Genomic DNA, 20384 nt, shown 5'->3' with positions numbered 1-20384 from the left:
CCGGCGGCCGGGTCCGGTCGCCGTCGAACGGTCATGCCAAGGCCCGGAACAAGCCGCAGGCGCCGGGCCATCGCCTGCCCGCCGCTCGGGTAGGCGATATAGTTAGGCTTGGTGTTCCCTCGATGGGGTTCATCACGGTTGTGAAATAAAGTGGCATGAACATAGGTCAGTATCGCCCACCCCGGGCAGGCGCTGGCCCGGCTTGCGCTTTGTGTCCATGGACCGGGGGGCAAAGCGGACCATCCCGGCGATGCGCGGCGGCCTGCGGCCTTGAATCCGCGCTAGAGGAACTTGGAGAGGGCACTTTCCGGATCTTCGCCGACAGCCGCGCGAAAGACTTGTAAGCGGACAAAGCCGCCGTCGATCAGGCATGCCAAGGTCCGGAACAAGCCGCAGGCGCCGGGCCAGCGCCTGCCCGCCGGTCGCACCAAAGGTGCGCCCTTGATCGTCGGCATGCCTTTGGCATGACGGGTAGGCGATATAGTTAGGCTTGGTGTTCCCATGATAGGGCTCATCACGGTTGAGAAATAAAGTGGCATGAACCAAGGTCAGTATCGCCCACCCCGGGCAGGCGCTGGCCCGGCTTGTGCTTTGTGTCCATGGACCGGCATGTAGCGCAAAGCGCTTCGGGGTCCTCCTGCGCCACTTGCAGCTTTTCCACGCACCCCCCATGGTGCGCCCGAGAAGGAGACCGAGATGAAGATTGCCACCGCCGCCTATCCGCTCGATGTGCTGACATCCTGGGCGCAATACGAGGACAAGATTTCGCATTGGGTGGCAGAGGCCGCCGGGCAGGGGGCCGACCTGCTGGTCTTCCCCGAATATGCCGCGATGGAACTGGCCACCCTGGCGGGCCCGGAGGTGGCGGGCGATCTGGAGGCATCGCTGTTCGCCGTGTCCGACCGGCTGCCGGAGGCCGATGCCCTGCATGTGAAACTGGCCCGCGCGCATGGGGTGCATATCGTTGCCGCCTCTGCCCCCGCGGCGACGCAGACCCGGCCGGTCAACCGCGCGCGGCTGATCACGCCCACGGGCCAGATCGGGGTGCAGGACAAGCAGATCATGACCCGTTTCGAGGGCGAAATCTGGGACGTTATCCCGGGCAACAAGCTTCAGGTATTCGACACCGTGCTGGGCAAGATCGGCATATTGATCTGTTATGACAGCGAATTTCCCCTGCTGGGCCGGGCGCTGACGGAATGTGACATCATCTGCGTGCCCTCGGTCACCGAAACCCTGGCGGGCTATTGGCGGGTGCGGATCGGCGCGATGGCCCGGGCGCTGGAGAACCAGTGCATCACCGCCATGTCCAGCGTCGTGGGGGAGGCTGACTGGTCCGAGGCGCTGGGCACCAGCTTTGGCGCGGGCGGCATCTTTGCCCCGCCGGACACCGGATTTCCGCCCACCGGTGTCATTGCCGAGGGCGCGCTGAACGCCCCCGGCTGGACCTGCGCCGAGGTCGACCTGGCCCAGGTTGCCCATGTCAGGCGCGATGGCGTCGTGCTCAACCGCAGCCATTGGCAGGGGCAATCGGGACGCGACGGCGCGGCGATACCTGTGAGATTGCGTTGAATACCCCTTGAAAATTGGCCGCAATAGGCTCATTTAGCAGCGTGCCCCGCATTTGGGGCAGGTAAACCAAGGAGAGACCATGGCCAAGGAAGATACGCTCGAATTTCCCGGTGTCGTGAAGGAACTCCTGCCTAACGCGACGTTTCGGGTCGAGCTTGAAAATGGCCATGAGATCATCGCGCATACGGCAGGCAAGATGCGCAAGAACCGCATCCGGGTTCTGGCAGGCGACAAGGTACAGGTCGAGATGACCCCCTATGATCTGACCAAGGGTCGGATCAATTACCGGTTCAAATGACCCGTAGGGTGCGCATTCATTGCGCACCTTCCTCGGGTTCCTTCTTTTCGCAACAGACGTCTTTTCAAAACAGACGTCTTTTAACGACAGACGTCTTTTCGCAACAGGCGTCTTTTCACGACAGACGTTTGGCGCTCGGTGCGGGCGCGGGATGGTGCGCAGTGAATGCGCACCCTACGGCAGGTGGTTTTGACTGACAGACCGACCTTGATACTCGGATCGGGATCGCCCCGGCGGCTGGAGCTTCTGGCCCAGATCGGCGTGGTCCCCGATGACGTGCGCCCTCCAGACATTGATGAAACCCCCAAAAAGGCCGAACTGCCGCGCCCCTATTGCGCCCGCATGGCGCGGGAAAAGGCGGCGGCAATCCCCTGCGTGGCCGATGACATCGTGCTCTGCGCCGATACCACCGTGGCGCTGGGCCGCCGCATCCTGGGCAAGCCCGGGGATGCGGCCGAGGCCGAAGCCTTTCTGCGGATGATGTCGGGGCGCCGCCACAAGGTGATCACCGCCGTCGCCGTGAAACGGGGCGACCGGCTGTGGGAGCGTGACGTGCAAAGCACCGTGCGCATGAAATCCCTGTCTGACGCAGAAATCGCCAGCTACCTTGCCAGCGGGGACTGGCAGGGCAAGGCGGGCGGCTATGGCATCCAGGGACCTGCCGGCGCCCTGATCCCATGGATCAGCGGCTCCTTTACCGGTATCGTGGGCCTGCCCCTGGCCGAAACCGCGAACCTGCTGATCGCAGCGGGCTATCCATTGCTGAAAGGGACCTCATGAAGGGCCGCACCATCATTCTGGACCACCTGGGCGACCGCGAGGCCGCCGCCCTGATGGTGGACGGCAAGCTGGACGATCTGCTGATCGACAGCGACGCCCCCCGCCCCGGCACCGTCTACCGCGCCATTGCGGACCGGCCGGTGAAAGGGCAGGGCGGCATGTTCCTGAAAACCCCCGACGGCTCTGCCTTTCTGCGCCAGATCAAGGGGCTGGCCCCCGGTCAGCCGATCCTGGTGCAGGTCACCGGCTTTGCCGAGCCGGGCAAGGCGATCCCGGTCACAGCCAAGATCCTGTTCAAGAGCCGCTATGCCATTGTCACGCCGGAGGCCCCGGGGCTGAACATCTCGCGCAGCATCAAGGACGAGGCGCTGCGCGACCGCCTGCTTGAGGTGGCCCATGACAGCGCCGGGGACAGCGGCTTTGGCCTGATCCTGCGCTCCTCCTGCGCCGCTGCGGATGACGATGATATTGCCGAGGACATCACCGCCATGCTCGACCTTGCCGCGCGCGTGATGGAGGACGGCGGAACCGGGATGGAGGTGCTGAGCGAAGGCGACGGCCCCCATGTGCTGGCCTGGCGCGACTGGACCACCCCGGCGGAGGTGGTGACGGAGCCGGGCGGTTTCGAGGACCACGGCGTGATGGATGAGGTCGAGGCCGCACGCGGCCCGCAGGTGGGTCTGGGCGGTGGCGCCTCGATCTATGTGGAGCCGACCCGCGCGCTGGTGGCGGTGGATGTGAACACCGGCAGCGACGCCTCGCTTGCCGCCGGGGTCAAGGCCAACATGGCCTGCGCGCGCCTGCTGCCCCGCGCACTGCGGGTGCGGGGCCTGGGCGGCCAGATCACCCTGGACCTGGCCCCGATGCCGAAAAAGGACCGCCGCGCCTTTGAATCCGCCCTGCGCGCGGCCTTCCGGGGGGATGACGTGGAAACGGCGCTGGTGGGCTGGACCCCGCTTGGCCATTTCGAACTGCAGCGCAAGCGCATGCGGGCGGCCCTGTCGGAGGTGCTGTAATGTCCTGTCCGATGTGCGGCAAGCCCGTGATCAAGGCCTATCGCCCCTTCTGCTCGCGCCGCTGCGCCGACCTGGACCTGGCGAAATGGTTCAACGGCAGCTATGCGGCCCCCTCCACCGACCCCGAAGACATCGAAGCCGCCATCGAGGCCGCCGAAGCCGCGGCGGACACGCCATCAAAGCCACATTGAAAGCCCTTTGGTTTCAGCGGTAAAAAGAGGCTGGACACCCCGCCCCAGAGGTCCTAGAACCCGCTCACCCGACCACATCGTGGTGACCCGTGCCCGGGTAGCTCAGGGGTAGAGCAGTGGATTGAAAATCCTCGTGTCGGTGGTTCGATTCCGCCCCCGGGCACCATTTTTACAAAATTTGAACAGCCACTTACACCTTTCGCATTCTTCGTTTCCTCGACGTTGTGTGATGCTGGGTGCCGCATGGGTGCGTGGGTTGAGGACAAAACCGTTCCTGTTTGTCGGTTAAACGCGTATGACAGGGCCTTGCGAGCATATTGTTGAGACAATAATGGCGCGACTGGTGTGGCGCTTCGTTGACCTGTAGGGGGGTACTACCTTCTGGACAAAAGCAATGTTCTGGACGGAATCCATCAAGTTGCTGTGAACACTAAGGAAAAAGCGCGCAGCAAAGAGAGTTGCCGCAAAACGGTCGTGGACAAAAGCTAGATAAAATGGCGGATGATGGGGCGCAAACCGTGCAAGTTGTGCCGAAAGGCGCGCGGAGAGGCGTCATATGTGTGCATCAGCAGGCAGAGCGCCGACAGACCAATGAAACAAGGATAATTGCGCCCATCCCCTTGATGCACGACAGGGCCAGAGCGGTCAAGTTCGGCGCGCAAACGTCACCATTGAGCGGAATAGGTCCGGTTTGAACTCTGACGCGCGGTCAGAGTTCAAACCCAAGCGTCAGAGTTCCTTAAGTCACGGATTGTGCGCTGTAAAATCTGAAAAGCGTTAGCTTCTGGACAAAACGAACTCTGACGTGAGAATCCGTTAGAATTTGCCCGAAAAGGCAATTCTCTAACAGGTGATCGGCTCTACAAAACCACCTCAAAATTACTGATCAGAAGCTCCGACGCCGAGGTTGCTGCCTTGCTGATAGTATAGCTGGTCTGCACCGGGGTGAGACGGAAGTCAGCGAAGGCCGCGCGAATCTGGGGAACATCATTGATCGACAGCAGGAAGGTGCCGTCGATGCCCGCCAGCTGCCCGGCCATTGCCGCGAAATCGGAGGGTGCGAACATGGCCTTGCCGTAGTCGTCTTCGCAACCCCAATAGGGTGGGTCCAGATAGAAGAAGGTCTGCGGGCCATCGTAGCGCCGCAGGGTATCCCGCCAGTCCAGCCGTTCGATCACCACGCCGCAGAGCCGGGTGTGCAGATCCTCCAGCATCGGCTCCAGGGTAGTCAGGTTGAATCGCGCTGGTCGATCCTTTGCCACCCCAAAGCTGCGACCTGATACCTTGCCTCCAAACGCCGTGCGCTGGAGGTAGAGGAATCGGGCCGCGCGTTCCAGATCGGTCAGTGTGTCGGGGTCGGTGCCCGCCAGGCGTTCGAATTCGGCGCGGGTGGTCAGCTGGAAGCGGAGGGTTTCCAGAAACTGGGGATAGTGACGCTGCAGGATTCGAAAGAGAGTTGCGACCTCGCGGTTGTAATCATTGATTACCTCGGCCCTGGGCTGCCGCCGCCTGCGCAGGAAGATACCGCCCATGCCGACAAAGGGTTCGACATAGGTCTGATGATTATGGCTGTCGATGATGGCGCAGACGCGTTTTGCCAGGTTACGTTTGCCGCCCTGCCAAGGCGCTGCTGGCGTTGACTTGTGCGCTGTGGTCTTTTGCATGGTTGCCCCATTGTTCTGAGATTGATGTGCCGGAACATAGGCGGAACATTCGCAAATCGCATCTGTTAAGAATGGCTGTGCGTGAAATTCGGTGCAGCAAAGTCTGCTGTATGTTATTTCATAAGAAAAAGGGAGTTTGCGATATGGCAGGGCGGCAAGTGCAGCGCGATCAATTGCACAGTGGATATTCAGATTTTCTGAAATATGAAGAAGAACAAAGGCTTGCGGTGCTGGATGCCCGCGCGGCTCGTCAGGAATTGATATTGAAGGACACGCGGGCGGAGCGGCGGAAGATCGTCATGCGCGCGATCCGGCGGGCGCGACGGGCTGAGGGAAAGTCCTAAGCTTTGCAGCCAGTGTAGCCGTTGGCCCATTTATAAGCGATGCGTCTCAGAAGATGTGTGCCAACACCACCTGTCGTTTTAACTTTAACGACAGTACTTTGGCCCGCTTTCTCAAATCGTATCAAAGCCATCGGCTGAACGGCAACACCGGAAGAGTAGCTATAAATCTCTGCGTAACCGAGATCACTATAGATCTGGGTATCAAGAGCGAACGATGTAATCGAGCCTCCGACGTTCCCGGGGCTCCAGCACTTCCTCGCGCCAACCAAAGTCCTAGCATAGACTGCCTGGTAGTTCCCCTGAAACATGCGCGACTCTTCAAAGGGGCGACTAGCGAAGTCATCGACGGAGGTGCACGCCTGAAGTCCAAGAAAAACCAATATTAATGCCACTCCAGAACTGTAGCGTGTTGTCTTAACAGTCATGCTCTTCTCCCATGAAAAACCACGCGTCCGACCACGTTCAGCTGGTCGGCGCTGTCGTCGTTGAAGCGTTCGTCCGGATAGTCCGGTGACGGATTGTCGGATATCAGCGTCAGGGTCCGGTCCATCGACCAACGCGCGCGCTTTACCACCAGCCGATCCGCCACGTTGAAAACGTAAATGCAGCCGTGCTCCACGGAAATCTGACTATGATCGACTACAAGCAGTGCACCATCGGGGATTGTCGGCGTCATGCTTTCGCCCTGGGCGGTGATCACCGAACACTGGCTGGGCTTCGCACCGAGATCGCGAAGGTATTGCGGATCGAAGGCGATTGCGCTGGTTACCTCTTCAGATGTGTGAACCGACCCAGCGCCTGCAGACGCCTGTATCCCACCGAACATCGGAAGAGCGATCATGTCACGGTTTTTGACCTGGGGATGAAAGCCCCTGTCGCCATCTGATTGGTTGTTCTCTTCAGGCGACACCAAAACCATGTTGCCTTCACCCGTGAGCAGCCAGTCTAGGCTGACCTGAGCCGCTTTGTGGTAGGCCGCCAAAGCGGTTGCGTCAGGTTGAGTATCCCCACGCTCATAGTTCGCCAGAGTCTTTGCTGATATTCCAAGATTTTGGGCAAACTCGTCTCTAGAAGGATCTCCAGAAGCAGCCCTTACCTTCCTAAGCCTTTCCCCCAGCTTTGTTTTTATCGTTTCAGGTCGCCCCATAGCTGTTTTGGCAAGAAGTGGGTTTACTAAACCCATATATTGCCTTAAACCTTCCTTATGCGCAGCCAATGACGGCGGCGCGATTACACCTAATCGACCAAAAAGAAGCGGGTGTTCCAGCACCCGCTCCAATCCGGAGAACCCCATGAGCAAATCATCGGTCCAAGAGCCGAAGATGGACTGGCCCGCCATTCTGGCGGAAATCCATCGTCAGGGCATGACGCTTACCGAACTGTCCCTGCGGAACGATCTGCCCCGCACGGCCTGTGGCAAGGTCAAGAACATCACGCACTACCCCGCGCAGGATGCCATTGCCGCCTTCATTGGCGAAAAGCCTGAAGACCTGTGGCCGAGTCGCTACCCCAAAGGTGGCCCTCGCATTCTTGATACCAAGAAGTTCCCGCCGGTGAACAGTCAAAACCGCCGCGATGCCGCTGACAAGAGGGCGGTGGCATGAGCCTTGTTTCGTCAGCGACGACCGCTCAAAATGACAAGGGCGTCCCTCGCGCCGAGACACGGTTCATGCGCGCCGCCGCCAATATTCAGGAGGCCATGGCCTACCTGCAATCCGGCATTCCGCTGAACGACAACGAGGCGCGCCGCCTGTGCGGCGAGTTGAAGCGCGATGCGACCTGGTTGCAGCGCATGGGGCGGTTTCTGGAGCACGATCATCAGATCGCTGCCCAGGGTGACCGATCATGAATGCGCAGGTCCTGAACTTCCTGTCCTCTACGGAGACGCTGCGCGCGGCCCGCCAGGTTGTGTTGCGCCCAGACATGTTCTGCCGCGAGGACGTCCTTGCGGCATGCCGTTACCTCATGACGAGCGGCGACTGCATGGACTACTGGCGCGCGACTGCACTGATGGAAGTCCTTGAGGCCGAGGCGGTTGCCGAGGTGGAGGATGAACAGCGCTCCCTTGCCGAGATTGTGGCGGACATGCCGGAAAGCGAATGGTTCGGAGTTGCCGTGATCACGGTCTGGGCGGTGGCGGTGTTCTGGTTGGGGTCTTTGCTGTGATCTTGACGCCGAAACTGGTCTCTCTCCTGTTTGAATGCCTTTCGGACAGCGCCGGGGATTTCGAAATGTTCGGGCGGCTGGTCCGGGAGCGGTTTCCTTCCCCCGATGGCCCCGATCTGACAGCGGCCGCGCTGGTCAAGCTTCTGATGGACGAAGTGGACGCCGACGTCCCGCTTCCTGACCGGGAAGCGGGATACATGATCATCGCGCTACTTTCATGCGCTGGCGTCATGGAGGGTATCGAGGAGGTGGCGAATGCCTCTCTCTCGTAAGTCGCCCGGTGGTTGGTTTCTCATCTCTGCGATCAGCGCGTCGCGTGTGACCGGCTTATTCTGCTTCAGCAGCGTCAGCGTGGCAACGCCGATGGGTATCAGGTGGCCTTCATGGGCCAGCCTGAACGCGGCGAGAGAGCCAGCCAAAGCGTTGAGGAAACGTGTTTTTACAGAATTCGACATCGGGTTTTTCTCCACAAATTCAGTGTCGATAGTCACCGGGTGGGCCGCATACCCGCCCGGTGACGCCAAGCTTGCATAGGAATTGAGGGCTTATCACCGGACACAGGTCCGGGCGGGCCAAGCCCACACCCGCCTAGAATGCGGGGTGGTGAGAGTAGAACTTACAGGTGACTGAATGACCGACCAAACGAGCTTTGACCTGCCGCTAACGCAGATCGTGATCCCCAACGACCGCACCCGCGCCCTGGACCCCGTTTGGGCTGAGGGTCTTGCCGGACTGATGAAGGCACAGGGGCAGATCAACCCGATCAGCGTCCGCAAAATCAATGATGGCGCATTTGTGCTGGTATCCGGGCTGCACCGGCATGCCGGGGCCGTGCTCAACGGCGCGACGACAATCAGATGCACTCTTTCAGCTGCTGCGACCGATGCCGAAGCCCGTATTGAAGAGGTCATGGAGAACCTCGGCCGTCACGAGCTGAACGCGCTTGACCGCTGCCACCACCTTTACGAGTTGAAGAAGGCCTATGAAGAGGCCTATCCCCAAACTAAAAAAGGCGGTGATCGGAAATCGGAGAAAATCAAAACGCAAAGTTTGCGTTTTGATCCAGATGCCGAAGAACCGCAGGTGTTCGGGTTTGCAAAAGCGACCGCCGACCAGATCGGCTTGAGTCAGCGGTCGATACAGATGGCGGTCAAGATATGGTCGGGCCTCACGACCGAAAGCCAGTATCGGTTGCAGGGCACACCCTTTGCCAGGAAGCAATCTGACCTGGCGCTGTTGTCGGCCCAGATCCCGCGCATCCAGGACCGAGTGCTGAACATCCTGCTGGCAGACGAGCCGGAATATCACTCAATTGCCGATGCTGTGGCCCTGGTCACAAAAGGCCATGTGCCAGAAGACACGGCCAAGCGCCTCAAGGCGCTGAACGTCAATCTGCGCAAGTTGCCGGATCCCGATTTCGACCGGCTTCTGCTGGAGAATGAAGAGCGCGTGATCGCATCCCTCAAGCGGCAGGGGGTTCTGAAGGCATGAGCCGCTATCGCGATCCCTTGACCGAAGACCTGTTTGACTGGGAGCCGAATGTTTCCATCGGTTATCAACCGGAGGTCATGGGGCGTGGTGCGATGGACAACAAGATCGCACGGCTGATCGGCAGGGCCATGCGCGATGCCCGCCATGCGCGCGGCTTGGATCGCGACCAGTTGGCTGTTCGCATGTCGCAGTACCTGGGCCGCGCTGTCTCGGTCGATATGCTCAACAAGTGGTCATCCGAGGCCGCAGAGGGCCACCGAATTCCGCTCGATGCCTTTGTAGCCCTGATCGAGGCGACGCAAGCGATGGAACTGACCGGCTTTGTGCCTGGTGAGTTCGGATTGACCGTCATCGAGGACAAATATGCCCGACTGATCGAGGCGCAGTTGTTGCGTCAGCACATCGAAGAGATGAACGCCCGGCTGGATCGGCTCGACCCAAGGGGGCTGAGCAGAAGATGAAGATACAGCAGTTCTTCACAGCCCGTGAATTGGCCGAGATCGCAAAGGAAGCGGGGGATCGGGTGCGGTTTCCGGAGACCGAGAGCGCCGTTATTCGCCTTGCAAAGCGCGAAAGATGGAGCAGCCACCCCTCCAACCTCTCACGCAAACGTGCGGGACGCGGCGGCGCAATGGAGTACAATTTCTCCATTCTGCCGGAAGACATGCAGGCCGAGATCCGACGCAGGGACCGGATCGTTCACCAAATGGCGGAGCAGGCAATGCTTGCGGAAACGGCCAAGGCAGAGGTTATGGCGATGCCCAACCTCTCTCTGAAGGCCCGTCAGGCCAAGGTGCGAGATGCCCGCAATGCGGTGCTGCTGGCAATCAGCAACTACCAGATCCGGAACGGCACGAAGCGCGGCAAGGCGATTGCGGCGTTTTTACGCGCAGTCGATGAATGGATTGCCTTCGAGGAGGTACAGGGCAAGGCCCTGGCTGAACTTCCCCTGACAATCGCCGAGCAGGCCCTGGTCAACCGTGTACCGCGCCTGACGGCGGAAACCACCAATGACGGCTTCGGTCTTTTGCCCGAGCAGCTGATCATCGCCAATGATCGCGCCAAAGACACGGTCAAGATTGGCCGGTCGTCGCTCTATCAGTGGTACAAAGTGCGCGAGGAAAAAGGTGTCGAAGCGCTGGCACCGGATCGCACCAAGGTCGCAGAAGATATCCCGGAGGCCTTCAAGACCTTCCTGAAATTCTATGCCATGCCGATGAAGCCGAACATCAAAGAGGCGCTGAAGGAGTACAACGCCAACCATCCGAAAAGCCGCCTGAACTACGATCAGGTGCGGCGCATCCTCAAGGACAAGTTGAACGATATCGAGCGCAACGTGGGGCGCGAGGGCTTGCTGACGCTGCGCAGCCGCATGGCCTATGTCACCCGGATCATGGATGACCAGTTTCTGCCGACCACGATCTATGTGGCTGACGGCAAGACACTGGACGCAGAGGTCGCTGACTGGAAAACGATGCGCCCCATGAAGCCGGAGATGACATCCATCATGGATGTTGCCACGCGTAAATGTGTCGGATGGGCGGTGTCGCGCAAAGAAAACACGGTGGCGGTTACAGAGGCCCTGCGCAACGCCTGTGTCGCCAATGGCATCCCGGCGATGTTCTATACTGACCGGGGTGCTGGGTACAAAAACAAGGTCATGGACGATGATGCCAGCGGGTTGATGGCCCGCCTGTCGATCACCAAGATGCATGCCCTGCCCTATAACTCCCAGGCCAAGGGCAACATCGAACGGTTTAACAAGACCGTTTGGAACCCACTGGCAAAGAAGTTTCCGACCTACCTGGGCAAGGACATGGACAAGGAAGCAGCGGGGCGGGTTCACAAACAGACCCGCAGCGATATCAAGGAATTCGGCCAATCGCGGCTGTTGCCAACGTGGGAAGATTTTCTCGCGGCTGCAGCCAAAGCGGTCGAAGATTACAACGCCGCGCCCCATTCTGCCCTTCCGAAGTTTACCGACCCGGTTTCCGGGCGCAGGCGGCACATGTCGCCCAACGAGGCATGGGAGGCGCACGTCAAAGCTGGCTTTAAGGCAATCCCTGTTGAGGAAAGCCTGAAAGACGATCTGTTCCGGCCCTACGTCGAGCGGGTGGCCAATCGCGGGTTGGTCAAGTGGAACGGGAACGAATTCTTCCATCAGGAGCTCTTCGGTTTCAGTGGCGAGAAGGTCATGGTGGGCTACGACGATACGCAGGCGCGCTTTGTTTGGGTCCGCGAGATTGACAAGGACACTGGTGAGCCTGGCGCATTCATCTGCAAGGCCGATTTCAGCGGCAACAAGGAACGGTACATCCCGCTGACCGCGCAACGCGCTGCCGAAGAACGCCGTGCCAAGGGACAGTTGCGTCGCCTGGACGACAAAGCCGTCGCCATCCGCGAAGAGCTTGGCAATCCGGCACAACTGGACCACCGGCCCGAAGTGCCGCTTGAGCCGGTCGCACCCGCCGCTGAGGTCGTGATTTCAAAGGCAGACAATGTAGTGGACATGGTTCCCGCCGCATCCCCGCAACGCAGGATATTCCGCAATGACAAGGAATTCTGCGCCTTCGCTCTCGATCATTTCGAGGAACTGCAAACCCGCCAAGTCAAGCGCATCAAAGATCTTCTGAATCACAGGGAAGACAGCAACTGGTTGGCAATGTCAGGCATCGACGTGGACCGGCTTAGAGAACTCGTCCGCGCCGCGCCTGACAAAACCGAGGTCACGAGGAGAAAACTACCATGATATCCAAGTTTGTCTACACAGAGAACGTCACCAGGTTTTATGACCGGCTGCGCGACGTCAGCAATCGTGGAGCCCATGAGGCCTGCATTATCGTTGTGGATGGCGCGCCCGGCCTGGGCAAGACCACCTGCATGTCGCATTTCATTACCCAGACCCAGAGCATCTACCTTCGGGCAAATCAGGGGTGGGATTACCGCTTTCTGATCGACACGCTGTTGAAGGAAATGGACATCACGCCGCCGCGTACCCGGCTTGCGCGGTATGAGCGGCTGCTGCAGGCGCTTCGGGAGCGCGCACATGCCTCCGAACAGGCCGGGCATACGTTCAGCCTGGTGGTCGATGAGTGCGACCAGGTGTCGTCCCGCCGTGAGGTGATGGAGACCATCCGGGATCTGTCCGACATTCAATTCATGCCGACGGTTCTTGTCGGCATGGGGCGGCTGCGCGAGAATCTGCTGCGGTTCCCCCAGATCGAGAGCCGCGCGCCTCGCAAGGTGCGGTTTCATCCAGCCAGCGTGGAAGATGCGCGCAAAGTCATCAAGGCGCGCTGCGAAGTCCCGATTGCGGACGATCTGAGCCATTTCATGTGGAAGGTGTCGAAAGGGTTCAACCGTGAACTTCTTGAAGCGATTGCCCATGTTGAGCGGGCGGGACTTCGGCTCGACTATGATGAGGGCGGTGTCACGTTGGCCGACATGGCCGGTCAGGTTGTCACCTATGACCGCGACACCGGGAATCCGATCATGGCCCCGGAGCTGGTGTGATGTCGGCTCTCTCACCAGGCACTGTCGCAACCGAGCTGTTGCAGGCCCTGAAGGACGGTAAGCCGCGTTTTCTGTCCGACGTGGCAACGGAGATGAGACGGTCCAAACGTCAGGTGTCCGACGCGGCGGCGCAGTTGCGCACCAGGGAAATGTTGAGCCTTGTGAGCGCAGGCTATTACAGGTTGACCACTGCTGGTGTCGCTGCCGCCGCCAATGGCGCTGTCGTCACCTCGGGGCCGATCAAGGCCAGCGGCGCGCGCAGGGTGGTCAAGCACACGTTCCGTGAGCGCGCCTGGCGTTCCATGCGATTCCGTCGCCAGTTCACCCAGCCCGACATTCTGATTGACGCAACTGCGGAAGACCGGAACCCGCACAACAATCTTGCGCGATATGTCCGGTATCTTCTTTGGGCGGGCTATATCGAAGAGCTTCCTTTCCGCCAGGCCGGGACGAAACCGGGATCAAACGGGTTCAAGACGTACCGTTTGGTCAAGGACAGCGGGCGCGCCGCACCGGTCTATTCCGAGGCGCGCCAGATGTTGCTGGATCCGAACACGGGGGAGGAATTGCCATGCAAGCCAAAGCAATGACCACCTGTGTCGATCCGGAATGGCTGGCGCTTCTCAAGAGCGAGGTGGCCAAGGACGGCCAATCCGTCAGCTCGGTCGCCGCACGGATCGGGATGCCCCGTCCGTCGCTGTCCCTGCTGGTGAATGACACCTATCCCGCGCGTCTGGACAAGGTCGGCAACAAGTACGCTGCAAAGGTGCTGGCTCTTCTGAAGGACCAGTTGCACTGCCCGCACCTGCGCAAAGGCATCAGCCTTGAAACATGCCGTCATCATGCTGGCCGTCCGATGTCCACCAACAACCCGGAGCGCATGAGCCAGTTCATGGCCTGCCGCGCCTGTCCCCAAAACCCAATCTCAAAACCAGAAGGAACGACAAAATGAGCGAACAACCCAAAGAAATGATGATCAACAGCCAGGGGCATCATGTCCCTATCGACCTGGTGAAGCCCGAAGACATCATGAAGCACGAAGTTGCGGTGCGCATGGTCGCAAAGGCCAAGGAGGTGCAGGCGCTTATGGCCGAGTTGAAGGAGCTGACCTTCTCTGAAGTTTTCGCCGCAAAGGCGCTGATCATGGAGAAGTACAATGCCAAGGTTGGTGGCCAGAAGGGGAACATCACAATCGGCTCCTATGATGGGAAGCAGGCGGTGAAGATTTCCGTTCAAGAGCAGATCCATTTCGGGCCGGAGCTCGAGGCTGCGAAGTCGCTGATCGATGAGTGCATCGAAGAATGGTCTGAAGGTGGGAACCAGAACATTCGTGCGCTGGTCGAACATGCCTTCCAGGTCAACAAAGAAGGGTCCATCGACACCGGCCGCGTACTGGGCCTGCGCGGCGTGAACATGAAGAGCGATACCGGCGAGGTCGACCCGAATTGGGAAAGGGCGATGGAGGCCATTGCCGACGCGGTCAAGGTCAAGAGTACCGCGTCCTATGCGCGCTTCTATGAAGAGAACCCTTTGAGCGGCAAACTCGAGACGATCTCGCTCGACTTCGCGAAGTTGTGAGGTGGCCAAAATGACCTACGACGCAACGTTCGAGAAAATCACGTCCAGACACCGCGAACTGATTATCGTTCTTGACGAAGCGATAATCGATTTCGTGCAGGATCGGAACTCATTGGAGGCATTCGCGATCTTGGCTCAATACGCCGGGTACTACGGCAGGTTTGCAGAAGAGGTTGAAGTTGAGCCCAGTGATATCGCCGCTTGCCTGACGGCGAATTACAATGAAGGTCGCGCCAAGGCTGAGGAAGCTCTTTCTAACGAAAGAGAGCAGCAGTGATGGACATTCCATTTATGACCATCGACGGCCTGATCGACTTGATGAACCTGCGCGAATGTGACCTGACAGCAGACAAGATCGCCGACAGTCTGGCTAAAACCAACCGCTTTAACGGTTGCACTCCGGTGCCCTGGTCAGTGGCGTCACATTCCATACTGGTGTCGCACATCTGCCCGCCAGGGCTTGAGGCTTGGGGCCTGCTGCACGATGCGCATGAATTCCTGCTGGGCGACTTTTCCAGGCCGAGTGTGGATTTCGTCGCCCGGGCATGTGAATACCCATCGAAATTCGCTGTTCCAATCGCCCTCGACCAGGCCAAGGCCGAAATTGATGACCTTATCGGTTTTGCATGGGCGCTTGATGAGGTTGCGGATTTCGGAGAGCTGACCGTCGCAGACAATATCGCTCTCGCAGCCGAGAGGTTCGTGTTCTTCGGGACTGAGCCTGTCTGCCATGGGACGCCGGACGAAGACGCTTTCGAGCGCGCGGTCACCCTCATTCACGAATTGCCCAAGGACACGGCGTGGCGCGCTGCCCGTGACCTCTGGCTCGAACGCGCGCGCCATCTGGCGTTGCTCGACCATCTGCGGCTCCCCGCAGATGGAACCCAACTGGTTCGCGACATGCGGCCAGCAACAGCTCTGGAGAAAATGACATGAGCACGATTACCAAAACGCAAATTACCAAGGAAATCTCAGAAGGCACGGGTTTTGCCCAATCAGACGTGACCGCTGTCGTGGACAAGCTGATCGAACAGATCGACCTGCACACGACTGAAGGCAACAAGGTGGGCCTGAAAGGTTTCGGCACCTTCGAGCGCCGCGAACGGGCCGCGCGCACCGGGCGGAACCCCAGCACCGGCGAGTCCATCGAGATTGCCGCCAGCAGCACACTGGCCTTCAAGGCGGCAAAGGCAATGAAGGGCTGATCGCATCCTTTGCGAAACCGGCCCGGTGGGCCGGTCTGCGGGGCGTGGTGGCCTCGTACTGATGAGCAACCGGAGGAAGACGGATGGAATATTCGCTGAAGGACAACGAAACCGGCGGTGTCGATCTCATACGGGTGGAACCAGAGGTGGTTGGCACATTCCACGACCGGGACGTCGCGCTTAAGGTGCTGAACCTTCTGCTGTTTCCGCAGAAAGTCGGGCCTGAGGTGCTTACGCCTGCTCCTGAGAAGGCCCCGGCGACACAGGCCTTCGCGGCTGTGCGTGGCGGTTCAGAAGTGTCCAAGAAGCAGCCGGCTGCCGAGAAGGTAGGGTCTGCCAGCACCCCCCAGTTGCCAGTCTCAGCCCCGCGCCCTGTCGCGGTTGCAGAGATCAAATTCGACCTGGATGCGGCCTTTGCACGGATCAGGGACGGCGAAAAGATCGCGGATGTGGCCGCAGACGTGGGTACGACCATGGGCAGCCTGCGGGCCAAATGGGCCAATCATCAGCGCTATCTGAAAGCGACGGTCAATCGGGACAACCGCACCAAATGCGCATTGTGCGACAAGGAATTCACCCCCTCAGCCGCCAGCCCGGACAAGTGTGCGAGGTGCGCCCGTGACTGATCTAGCCAGCATGACTGTTTATGACCGGGCACAACGGATCGAAGAGGTGCTGATGGAAGCATTGCGCCACAGAGGTTTCGAAGTCGGATCGGACCAGGATGGGCGCTATTTCTTAACGCCCAGCGAGTCCAACCGCGATGAGTGGGACCATCAATATCTGGAACCACTTGTGCGCGAGATCGAGCGGGAGCTGTTCCCATGAACGCGAACGCGATCATCAACATCGCCAAGAAAGAGCTGCGTCTGGAGGAAGATGATTACCGGGCCGTTCTGGAGCGTGTGACCGGCAAAGCATCCTTGCGCGATATGTCGGATCGGCAGAAACGCGACGTGGTCGCCGAGTTCAAGCGCCTGGGCTTCAAGGTCAAGGGCGGTGCGAAGGGCAAGCACCCTGCGTCGACGAAACCCTATATCCGGCTGATCCATGCTCTTTGGAGATCCTGTCACGGGCTGGGCGTCATCGATGACGGGTCTCGGGCGGCATTGCGCACCTTCTGTGGCAACAAGCTCGGCGGTGGTGTCGCGACGGACCCCGATCTGCTGAGCTACGAGCAGGCCAGCCCTATCATCGATGCGCTGCGCGCCATGGAACGGCGGGGCAAGGCGACATGACCGAATGGCCGTTTGATCCGCTTATTCCCATGAAGTATTCCGCGATCCTGGCCGATCCGCCATGGGCCTATGCCATGCGATCCGACAAAGGATACGAGAAGAGCCCGGAATCGCACTACGACACCATGCCTCTCGACGCGATCAAGGCGCTGCCAGTCGATCAGCTGGCGGCACCTGATTGTCATCTGTTCATGTGGTCAACATGGCCGCATTTGCCGCAGGCGCTGGAGGTGCTTGGAGCGTGGGGTTTCACTTACGTGACGGGTGGTGCCTGGCTGAAGCGCACCAGGAACTGGCTCCCGGCTTTTGGAACAGGCTACGTCCTGCGCAGTGCCACAGAACCCTTCCTGGTCGGCAAGCTCAACCGGCCCGAGATAGCCAGCCGCTCCGAGCGCAACGTGATTATCGATACAGAGGTTCCAGATCTCATCGACAGCCTGCGACAGGAGCATTCGCGCAAGCCCCTTCAAATGCGGGAGATGATCGAACGTCTGCATCCCAAAGGCCATCTGGCAGAGATCTTCGCGCGCGAGGCCTGGGCAGGATACGACGTCTGGGGCAACCAGGCTGACAAGTTTGATGGGAACCTCGAACAATGAGTGATCAGCTGCCTGTTTCCCTGGAAGGCGTCCCTCAGTCCTTGGTGGATGTGGCTGAGACTTTCGGTCTGCAGGTCGTTTTTCTGCTGATGGAGCACTTTGGCGGGCTTGATGTTCAGTTTCCCAGAAACCCGCCTGACGATCACCCACTGGTGCAGGCCCTGGGCCAAGAGACAGGCCGCGAAGTCAGCCACTTCTTGACAGGCGCGACCATCTATATTCCACATGCGCGTGGAAAAACCACGCAACGCGCGATCATGAAGCTGGAAAAGGCGGGTCTTGATCGATCTGAGATTGCGCGGACGCTCGGCATTTCTCAGCGCCATGTTCGGCGTGTTGCCAACGCGGGCGGCAAAAGCGACCCCAATCAACTGGACATGTTTTCTGACGGTGAGTGATCGGCCCGGACGTATGTCCGCTAAACTGGTCAGCACCTATCCCGCATGCCTCTGGCAACGTTCAGCCAGCCAGAGGTTTTTTCATGTCAGCAACTCAATTGAAGACCAGCTCTGAGGGCATCGCATTCCTCGAGCGCCACGAAGGCGTCGTACTCAAGGCCTACCGCGATCCGGTGGGCATCTGGACCATTGGCGCGGGCCTGACCAAGGCATCCGGCGTCGTTTCTCCCAAGGGCGGTATGCAACTTACGCCATCCGAAGCGTCCAGCCTGTTGGCAGAAGCCCTGCACCGGAATTATGAGCCAACCGTCAACGACGAAATGCCCGGCGCTTCGCAGAATGATTTCGATGGTGCGGTCAGCTTTCATTTCAACACCGGCGCAATCAAGCGCGCCAGCTGGGTCAAGTCCTGGCGTTCCGGCAACTGGTCAGAGGTCAAGCGCCGCCTCGGTCTCTGGAACAAGGCAGGTGGCCGTGTCCTCAAGGGGCTGACGCGTCGCCGCGCGGAGGAATACGAAGTGATGCGCTTTGGCACCTATGGTGGCCAACTGCCGGTTTCGAAAGGTGGCTCGGCAAGAATCGTGGTGAGCATGTCTGCCCAGGAGATCGCGGATCTGCGCGCCGACTTTTCTGCGCTTGGTTTTGATCCCGGCAGCCGCTCGGATGGCATTGCTGAAGCGGCGGTTCGCGCTTTCCAGGGCAAGCATGGACTGACCGTCGATGGTTTGATTGGCCGGGCAACGCTTTCGACAGTCCAGCGCATGCGGGACGCGAAACGCAAAGCGGCCACTGCCGGTGCCGCCACCGCCGGTGGCACTGCGGCCGGTGCGGCGGTGCCTGCCATCGACGCACTGCCCGTGGACCCCTCAGCCCTGGGCGCGGGAGGTGGTGTTGCCTGGCTGATCTGGGTGGCATGGACCTACCGCGATGCAATTGCGGCCATGATCGAGGCGTCCAATCCGGAAATCGCAAAATGGCTGAGGGAGCTTTGATATGTCAGCAGCATTGATTGCCACCGCAATGAACGTGGGCGCGCCCCTGGTGCGCCAGATCCTCTCGGGCAAGATCGGCAACGGCCCCACAGGGCTTGTCATGGATGTTGTCGACCAGATCGCCAAGCGGGCCGGGGTGCCGGTCAGCAAACTGGAAGCGGTTGCGGAGACTGACCCCGACCTGATCCATGAAGCGATTGAACAGGTCGAAGCCATGGCACCGGAGATGATCGCGCTCTATGCCAGTGGCGTTGAAAAGCAATTTGCCCTGCTCACGCTGGAGACCCAAGGTCCGCGCTGGTTCAGCGCATGGCGGCCGCTCTGGATGTATTTCCTGATGTTCCTCTGGTTCTGGAACATCGTGGCCGTCCACATGATCAACGCCATCATGAAATGGGCGGTGCCGCAGATCGATATGACGATGCTGCTGTCGCTGACCGGTCTGTTTATGGCGCTCTACATGGGGGGCCACACGCTGAAGGATTTCGCCCGGACCCTGCGAAAGGACAGCGTGAATGGGCCTTGAGCAGAATAGCCTGACCATCGCCAGCCACCTGGCGATGGTTGTCATCTTGTTCATTTTGGCAGGCAGAGCGCTCAGCACCTTCAACAAGGGGCTGGGCGGTTTGGCCATTGAACATGGCCTTATGGCCGCCATTGCGATTGCCTGCGTCGGTCTGTCGATTGAGCGCGGGTATTACGTCTTGGCGCGGTTTTTCCTCGGCAAGGGGGTTAATCTGTGGGGGATGCACCCAGCTCCGGAAGTGCTTTCACTGATCGTTTGCGTTGGGCTCTATGGGGTCATGGTTCCGCTCGTAAGGGCGCAGAATGCCTCGCGTCGGCGTTTCGCCCACCGCATCGGGTGGGAAGTGGTCTCGCTCATCTCTTTTTGGATTTTCACTGTTTGGTTGCTCTTCTGATGATGGAATACGTGGATATTACAACGGGGATTATTGGCTTGATCCTGACCGTTTTCGGCGCGTTGTCCGCACTCATCCTGTGGCTGCATCGGAAGATGAAGAAGGTTGCCCAGGACGCTGTCAGCGAGGCCTCCGGGCCGCAAGAGCAGACGGTGCAGCGGTTGGGGCGGCTTGAGGGCGAAGTTGGTACGCTCGGCACCGATCTGGGCGTAATGCGCAGTGAATTGAGCTCCATCGGTGATCGCGTCTCGAAAGTTGAGCGCACCATGGAGAAGGTCGCGACCCAGTCGGACGTCAGCGACGTCAAACGCGAAGTACATGGCCTGAAAACCGCATTCGACCTGCAGATGAGTACCATCGGCGGGCAGATCAACATGCTCTACCAGGCCGCGCTGGACGCGCGCCCCAAGAACTGAAGA

The 20384-nt window shown here is 59.7% G+C and carries 31 protein-coding genes, 1 tRNA gene and 1 other RNA gene; 31 read left to right on the top strand and 2 right to left on the bottom strand.

The features are described 5' to 3' along the window. The first annotated feature begins 696 nt into the window (after positions 1–696). The 6 genes from ACWNZ3_RS15545 to ACWNZ3_RS15520 all read left to right on the top strand — a co-directional run bounded on the left by ACWNZ3_RS15545 (position 697) and on the right by ACWNZ3_RS15520 (position 4023). Positions 697–1572, top strand: a complete 876-nt coding sequence (locus tag ACWNZ3_RS15545) for a carbon-nitrogen hydrolase family protein (protein WP_496900520.1) — start codon at positions 697–699, stop codon at positions 1570–1572. 79 nt (positions 1573–1651) lie between these two features. Next, a complete protein-coding gene (gene infA, locus ACWNZ3_RS15540; protein WP_005978431.1) occupies positions 1652–1870 on the top strand; it encodes a translation initiation factor IF-1 in 219 nt (72 codons plus the stop codon). Between the two features lie 165 nt (positions 1871–2035). Beyond that, the gene (locus tag ACWNZ3_RS15535; RefSeq protein WP_496900519.1) at positions 2036–2650 is read left to right on the top strand and encodes a Maf family protein; all 615 of its coding nucleotides are present in this window, start codon (positions 2036–2038) and stop codon (positions 2648–2650) included. Next, positions 2647–3666: a ribonuclease E/G gene (locus ACWNZ3_RS15530; RefSeq protein WP_496900518.1), complete on the top strand. Its 1020-nt coding sequence runs from the start codon at positions 2647–2649 to the stop codon at positions 3664–3666. Before ACWNZ3_RS15535 ends, ACWNZ3_RS15530 begins: the two co-directional genes overlap by 4 nt. Further along, a complete protein-coding gene (locus ACWNZ3_RS15525; RefSeq protein ID WP_269361577.1) occupies positions 3666–3857 on the top strand; it encodes a DNA gyrase inhibitor YacG in 192 nt (63 codons plus the stop codon). Before ACWNZ3_RS15530 ends, ACWNZ3_RS15525 begins: the two co-directional genes overlap by 1 nt. 91 nt (positions 3858–3948) lie before the next feature. Next, positions 3949–4023: transfer RNA gene (locus ACWNZ3_RS15520), tRNA-Phe, on the top strand. A gap of 694 nt (positions 4024–4717) precedes the next feature. On the opposite strand, the gene ACWNZ3_RS15515 is transcribed toward ACWNZ3_RS15520, so the two are convergent. Then, positions 4718–5521, bottom strand: coding sequence for a DNA adenine methylase (locus ACWNZ3_RS15515; RefSeq protein WP_496900517.1), 804 nt, complete (start codon positions 5519–5521; stop codon positions 4718–4720). 110 nt (positions 5522–5631) lie between these two features. Here ACWNZ3_RS15515 and ACWNZ3_RS15510 point away from each other — a divergent pair, with 110 nt between their 5' ends. After that, entirely contained in the window at positions 5632–5865 is a 234-nt protein-coding gene (locus tag ACWNZ3_RS15510; RefSeq protein ID WP_496900516.1) for a hypothetical protein, read from the top strand. A gap of 421 nt (positions 5866–6286) precedes the next feature. Here the strand turns inward: ACWNZ3_RS15510 and ACWNZ3_RS15505 are convergent, their stop codons facing one another. Next, entirely contained in the window at positions 6287–7159 is an 873-nt protein-coding gene (locus ACWNZ3_RS15505) for an XRE family transcriptional regulator (RefSeq protein ID WP_496900515.1), read from the bottom strand. Between ACWNZ3_RS15505 and ACWNZ3_RS15500 the strand changes: the two genes are divergently transcribed. The 24 genes from ACWNZ3_RS15500 to ACWNZ3_RS15385 all read left to right on the top strand — a co-directional run bounded on the left by ACWNZ3_RS15500 (position 7158) and on the right by ACWNZ3_RS15385 (position 20381). Continuing rightward, complete coding sequence (locus ACWNZ3_RS15500) at positions 7158–7469, top strand: helix-turn-helix domain-containing protein (protein ID WP_496900514.1); 312 nt, start codon at positions 7158–7160, stop codon at positions 7467–7469. The two genes, ACWNZ3_RS15505 and ACWNZ3_RS15500, sit on opposite strands and share 2 nt — an antisense overlap. Next, positions 7466–7714 (top strand): hypothetical protein, encoded by a 249-nt coding sequence (locus ACWNZ3_RS15495; protein ID WP_496900513.1) that lies wholly within the window; start codon positions 7466–7468, stop codon positions 7712–7714. Before ACWNZ3_RS15500 ends, ACWNZ3_RS15495 begins: the two co-directional genes overlap by 4 nt. After that, positions 7711–8031 (top strand): hypothetical protein, encoded by a 321-nt coding sequence (locus tag ACWNZ3_RS15490; RefSeq protein WP_496900512.1) that lies wholly within the window; start codon positions 7711–7713, stop codon positions 8029–8031. The genes ACWNZ3_RS15495 and ACWNZ3_RS15490 overlap by 4 nt, the downstream gene beginning before the upstream one ends. Further along, positions 8028–8303, top strand: a complete 276-nt coding sequence (locus tag ACWNZ3_RS15485) for a hypothetical protein (protein WP_496900511.1) — start codon at positions 8028–8030, stop codon at positions 8301–8303. Before ACWNZ3_RS15490 ends, ACWNZ3_RS15485 begins: the two co-directional genes overlap by 4 nt. Before the next feature lie 400 nt (positions 8304–8703). Continuing rightward, the gene (locus ACWNZ3_RS15480; protein WP_496900510.1) at positions 8704–9522 is read left to right on the top strand and encodes a ParB N-terminal domain-containing protein; all 819 of its coding nucleotides are present in this window, start codon (positions 8704–8706) and stop codon (positions 9520–9522) included. Beyond that, positions 9519–9983 carry a hypothetical protein gene (locus ACWNZ3_RS15475; protein ID WP_496900509.1) on the top strand — a complete coding sequence of 155 codons (465 nt, stop codon included), beginning with the start codon at positions 9519–9521 and terminating at the stop codon, positions 9981–9983. The genes ACWNZ3_RS15480 and ACWNZ3_RS15475 overlap by 4 nt, the downstream gene beginning before the upstream one ends. Beyond that, positions 9980–12271 (top strand): transposase, encoded by a 2292-nt coding sequence (locus ACWNZ3_RS15470; RefSeq protein WP_496900508.1) that lies wholly within the window; start codon positions 9980–9982, stop codon positions 12269–12271. Before ACWNZ3_RS15475 ends, ACWNZ3_RS15470 begins: the two co-directional genes overlap by 4 nt. After that, complete coding sequence (locus ACWNZ3_RS15465) at positions 12268–13035, top strand: AAA family ATPase (protein ID WP_496900507.1); 768 nt, start codon at positions 12268–12270, stop codon at positions 13033–13035. The genes ACWNZ3_RS15470 and ACWNZ3_RS15465 overlap by 4 nt, the downstream gene beginning before the upstream one ends. Continuing rightward, positions 13035–13625, top strand: a complete 591-nt coding sequence (locus ACWNZ3_RS15460) for a hypothetical protein (RefSeq protein WP_496900506.1) — start codon at positions 13035–13037, stop codon at positions 13623–13625. Before ACWNZ3_RS15465 ends, ACWNZ3_RS15460 begins: the two co-directional genes overlap by 1 nt. Continuing rightward, positions 13607–13987 carry a hypothetical protein gene (locus ACWNZ3_RS15455; protein ID WP_496900505.1) on the top strand — a complete coding sequence of 127 codons (381 nt, stop codon included), beginning with the start codon at positions 13607–13609 and terminating at the stop codon, positions 13985–13987. The genes ACWNZ3_RS15460 and ACWNZ3_RS15455 overlap by 19 nt, the downstream gene beginning before the upstream one ends. Next, positions 13984–14613, top strand: a complete 630-nt coding sequence (locus ACWNZ3_RS15450; RefSeq protein ID WP_496900504.1) for a DUF3164 family protein — start codon at positions 13984–13986, stop codon at positions 14611–14613. Before ACWNZ3_RS15455 ends, ACWNZ3_RS15450 begins: the two co-directional genes overlap by 4 nt. Positions 14614–14623: 10 nt before the next feature. Then, the gene (locus tag ACWNZ3_RS15445) at positions 14624–14890 is read left to right on the top strand and encodes a hypothetical protein (RefSeq protein ID WP_496900503.1); all 267 of its coding nucleotides are present in this window, start codon (positions 14624–14626) and stop codon (positions 14888–14890) included. Further along, the gene (locus ACWNZ3_RS15440; RefSeq protein ID WP_496900502.1) at positions 14890–15549 is read left to right on the top strand and encodes a hypothetical protein; all 660 of its coding nucleotides are present in this window, start codon (positions 14890–14892) and stop codon (positions 15547–15549) included. The genes ACWNZ3_RS15445 and ACWNZ3_RS15440 overlap by 1 nt, the downstream gene beginning before the upstream one ends. After that, positions 15546–15818 (top strand): HU family DNA-binding protein, encoded by a 273-nt coding sequence (locus ACWNZ3_RS15435; RefSeq protein WP_496900501.1) that lies wholly within the window; start codon positions 15546–15548, stop codon positions 15816–15818. Before ACWNZ3_RS15440 ends, ACWNZ3_RS15435 begins: the two co-directional genes overlap by 4 nt. 9 nt (positions 15819–15827) lie before the next feature. Beyond that, positions 15828–15893, top strand: an RNA gene (locus tag ACWNZ3_RS15430) — hammerhead ribozyme type II. A gap of 8 nt (positions 15894–15901) precedes the next feature. Further along, positions 15902–16444 carry a hypothetical protein gene (locus ACWNZ3_RS15425; RefSeq protein ID WP_496900500.1) on the top strand — a complete coding sequence of 181 codons (543 nt, stop codon included), beginning with the start codon at positions 15902–15904 and terminating at the stop codon, positions 16442–16444. Further along, entirely contained in the window at positions 16437–16646 is a 210-nt protein-coding gene (locus ACWNZ3_RS15420) for a hypothetical protein (RefSeq protein ID WP_496900499.1), read from the top strand. The genes ACWNZ3_RS15425 and ACWNZ3_RS15420 overlap by 8 nt, the downstream gene beginning before the upstream one ends. Then, positions 16643–17056, top strand: a complete 414-nt coding sequence (locus ACWNZ3_RS15415) for a phage protein GemA/Gp16 family protein (protein ID WP_496900498.1) — start codon at positions 16643–16645, stop codon at positions 17054–17056. The genes ACWNZ3_RS15420 and ACWNZ3_RS15415 overlap by 4 nt, the downstream gene beginning before the upstream one ends. Continuing rightward, on the top strand, positions 17053–17655 hold the full coding sequence (locus tag ACWNZ3_RS15410; RefSeq protein ID WP_496900497.1) for an MT-A70 family methyltransferase: 603 nt from the start codon (positions 17053–17055) through the stop codon (positions 17653–17655). The genes ACWNZ3_RS15415 and ACWNZ3_RS15410 overlap by 4 nt, the downstream gene beginning before the upstream one ends. Further along, positions 17652–18053: a helix-turn-helix domain-containing protein gene (locus ACWNZ3_RS15405; RefSeq protein ID WP_114276035.1), complete on the top strand. Its 402-nt coding sequence runs from the start codon at positions 17652–17654 to the stop codon at positions 18051–18053. The genes ACWNZ3_RS15410 and ACWNZ3_RS15405 overlap by 4 nt, the downstream gene beginning before the upstream one ends. Then, positions 18050–19045 (top strand): glycoside hydrolase family protein, encoded by a 996-nt coding sequence (locus ACWNZ3_RS15400; RefSeq protein ID WP_114276036.1) that lies wholly within the window; start codon positions 18050–18052, stop codon positions 19043–19045. Before ACWNZ3_RS15405 ends, ACWNZ3_RS15400 begins: the two co-directional genes overlap by 4 nt. Position 19046: 1 nt before the next feature. Next, positions 19047–19571 (top strand): hypothetical protein, encoded by a 525-nt coding sequence (locus ACWNZ3_RS15395; protein WP_114276037.1) that lies wholly within the window; start codon positions 19047–19049, stop codon positions 19569–19571. Continuing rightward, positions 19561–19965 carry a hypothetical protein gene (locus tag ACWNZ3_RS15390; protein ID WP_114276038.1) on the top strand — a complete coding sequence of 135 codons (405 nt, stop codon included), beginning with the start codon at positions 19561–19563 and terminating at the stop codon, positions 19963–19965. The genes ACWNZ3_RS15395 and ACWNZ3_RS15390 overlap by 11 nt, the downstream gene beginning before the upstream one ends. Before the next feature lie 11 nt (positions 19966–19976). After that, positions 19977–20381: a hypothetical protein gene (locus ACWNZ3_RS15385; protein ID WP_162792979.1), complete on the top strand. Its 405-nt coding sequence runs from the start codon at positions 19977–19979 to the stop codon at positions 20379–20381. Positions 20382–20384 lie beyond the last annotated feature (3 nt).

This window comes from Sulfitobacter sp. IGS-18 (assembly GCF_059628195.1).
This window is presented reverse-complemented; position numbering and strand designations above follow the sequence as displayed.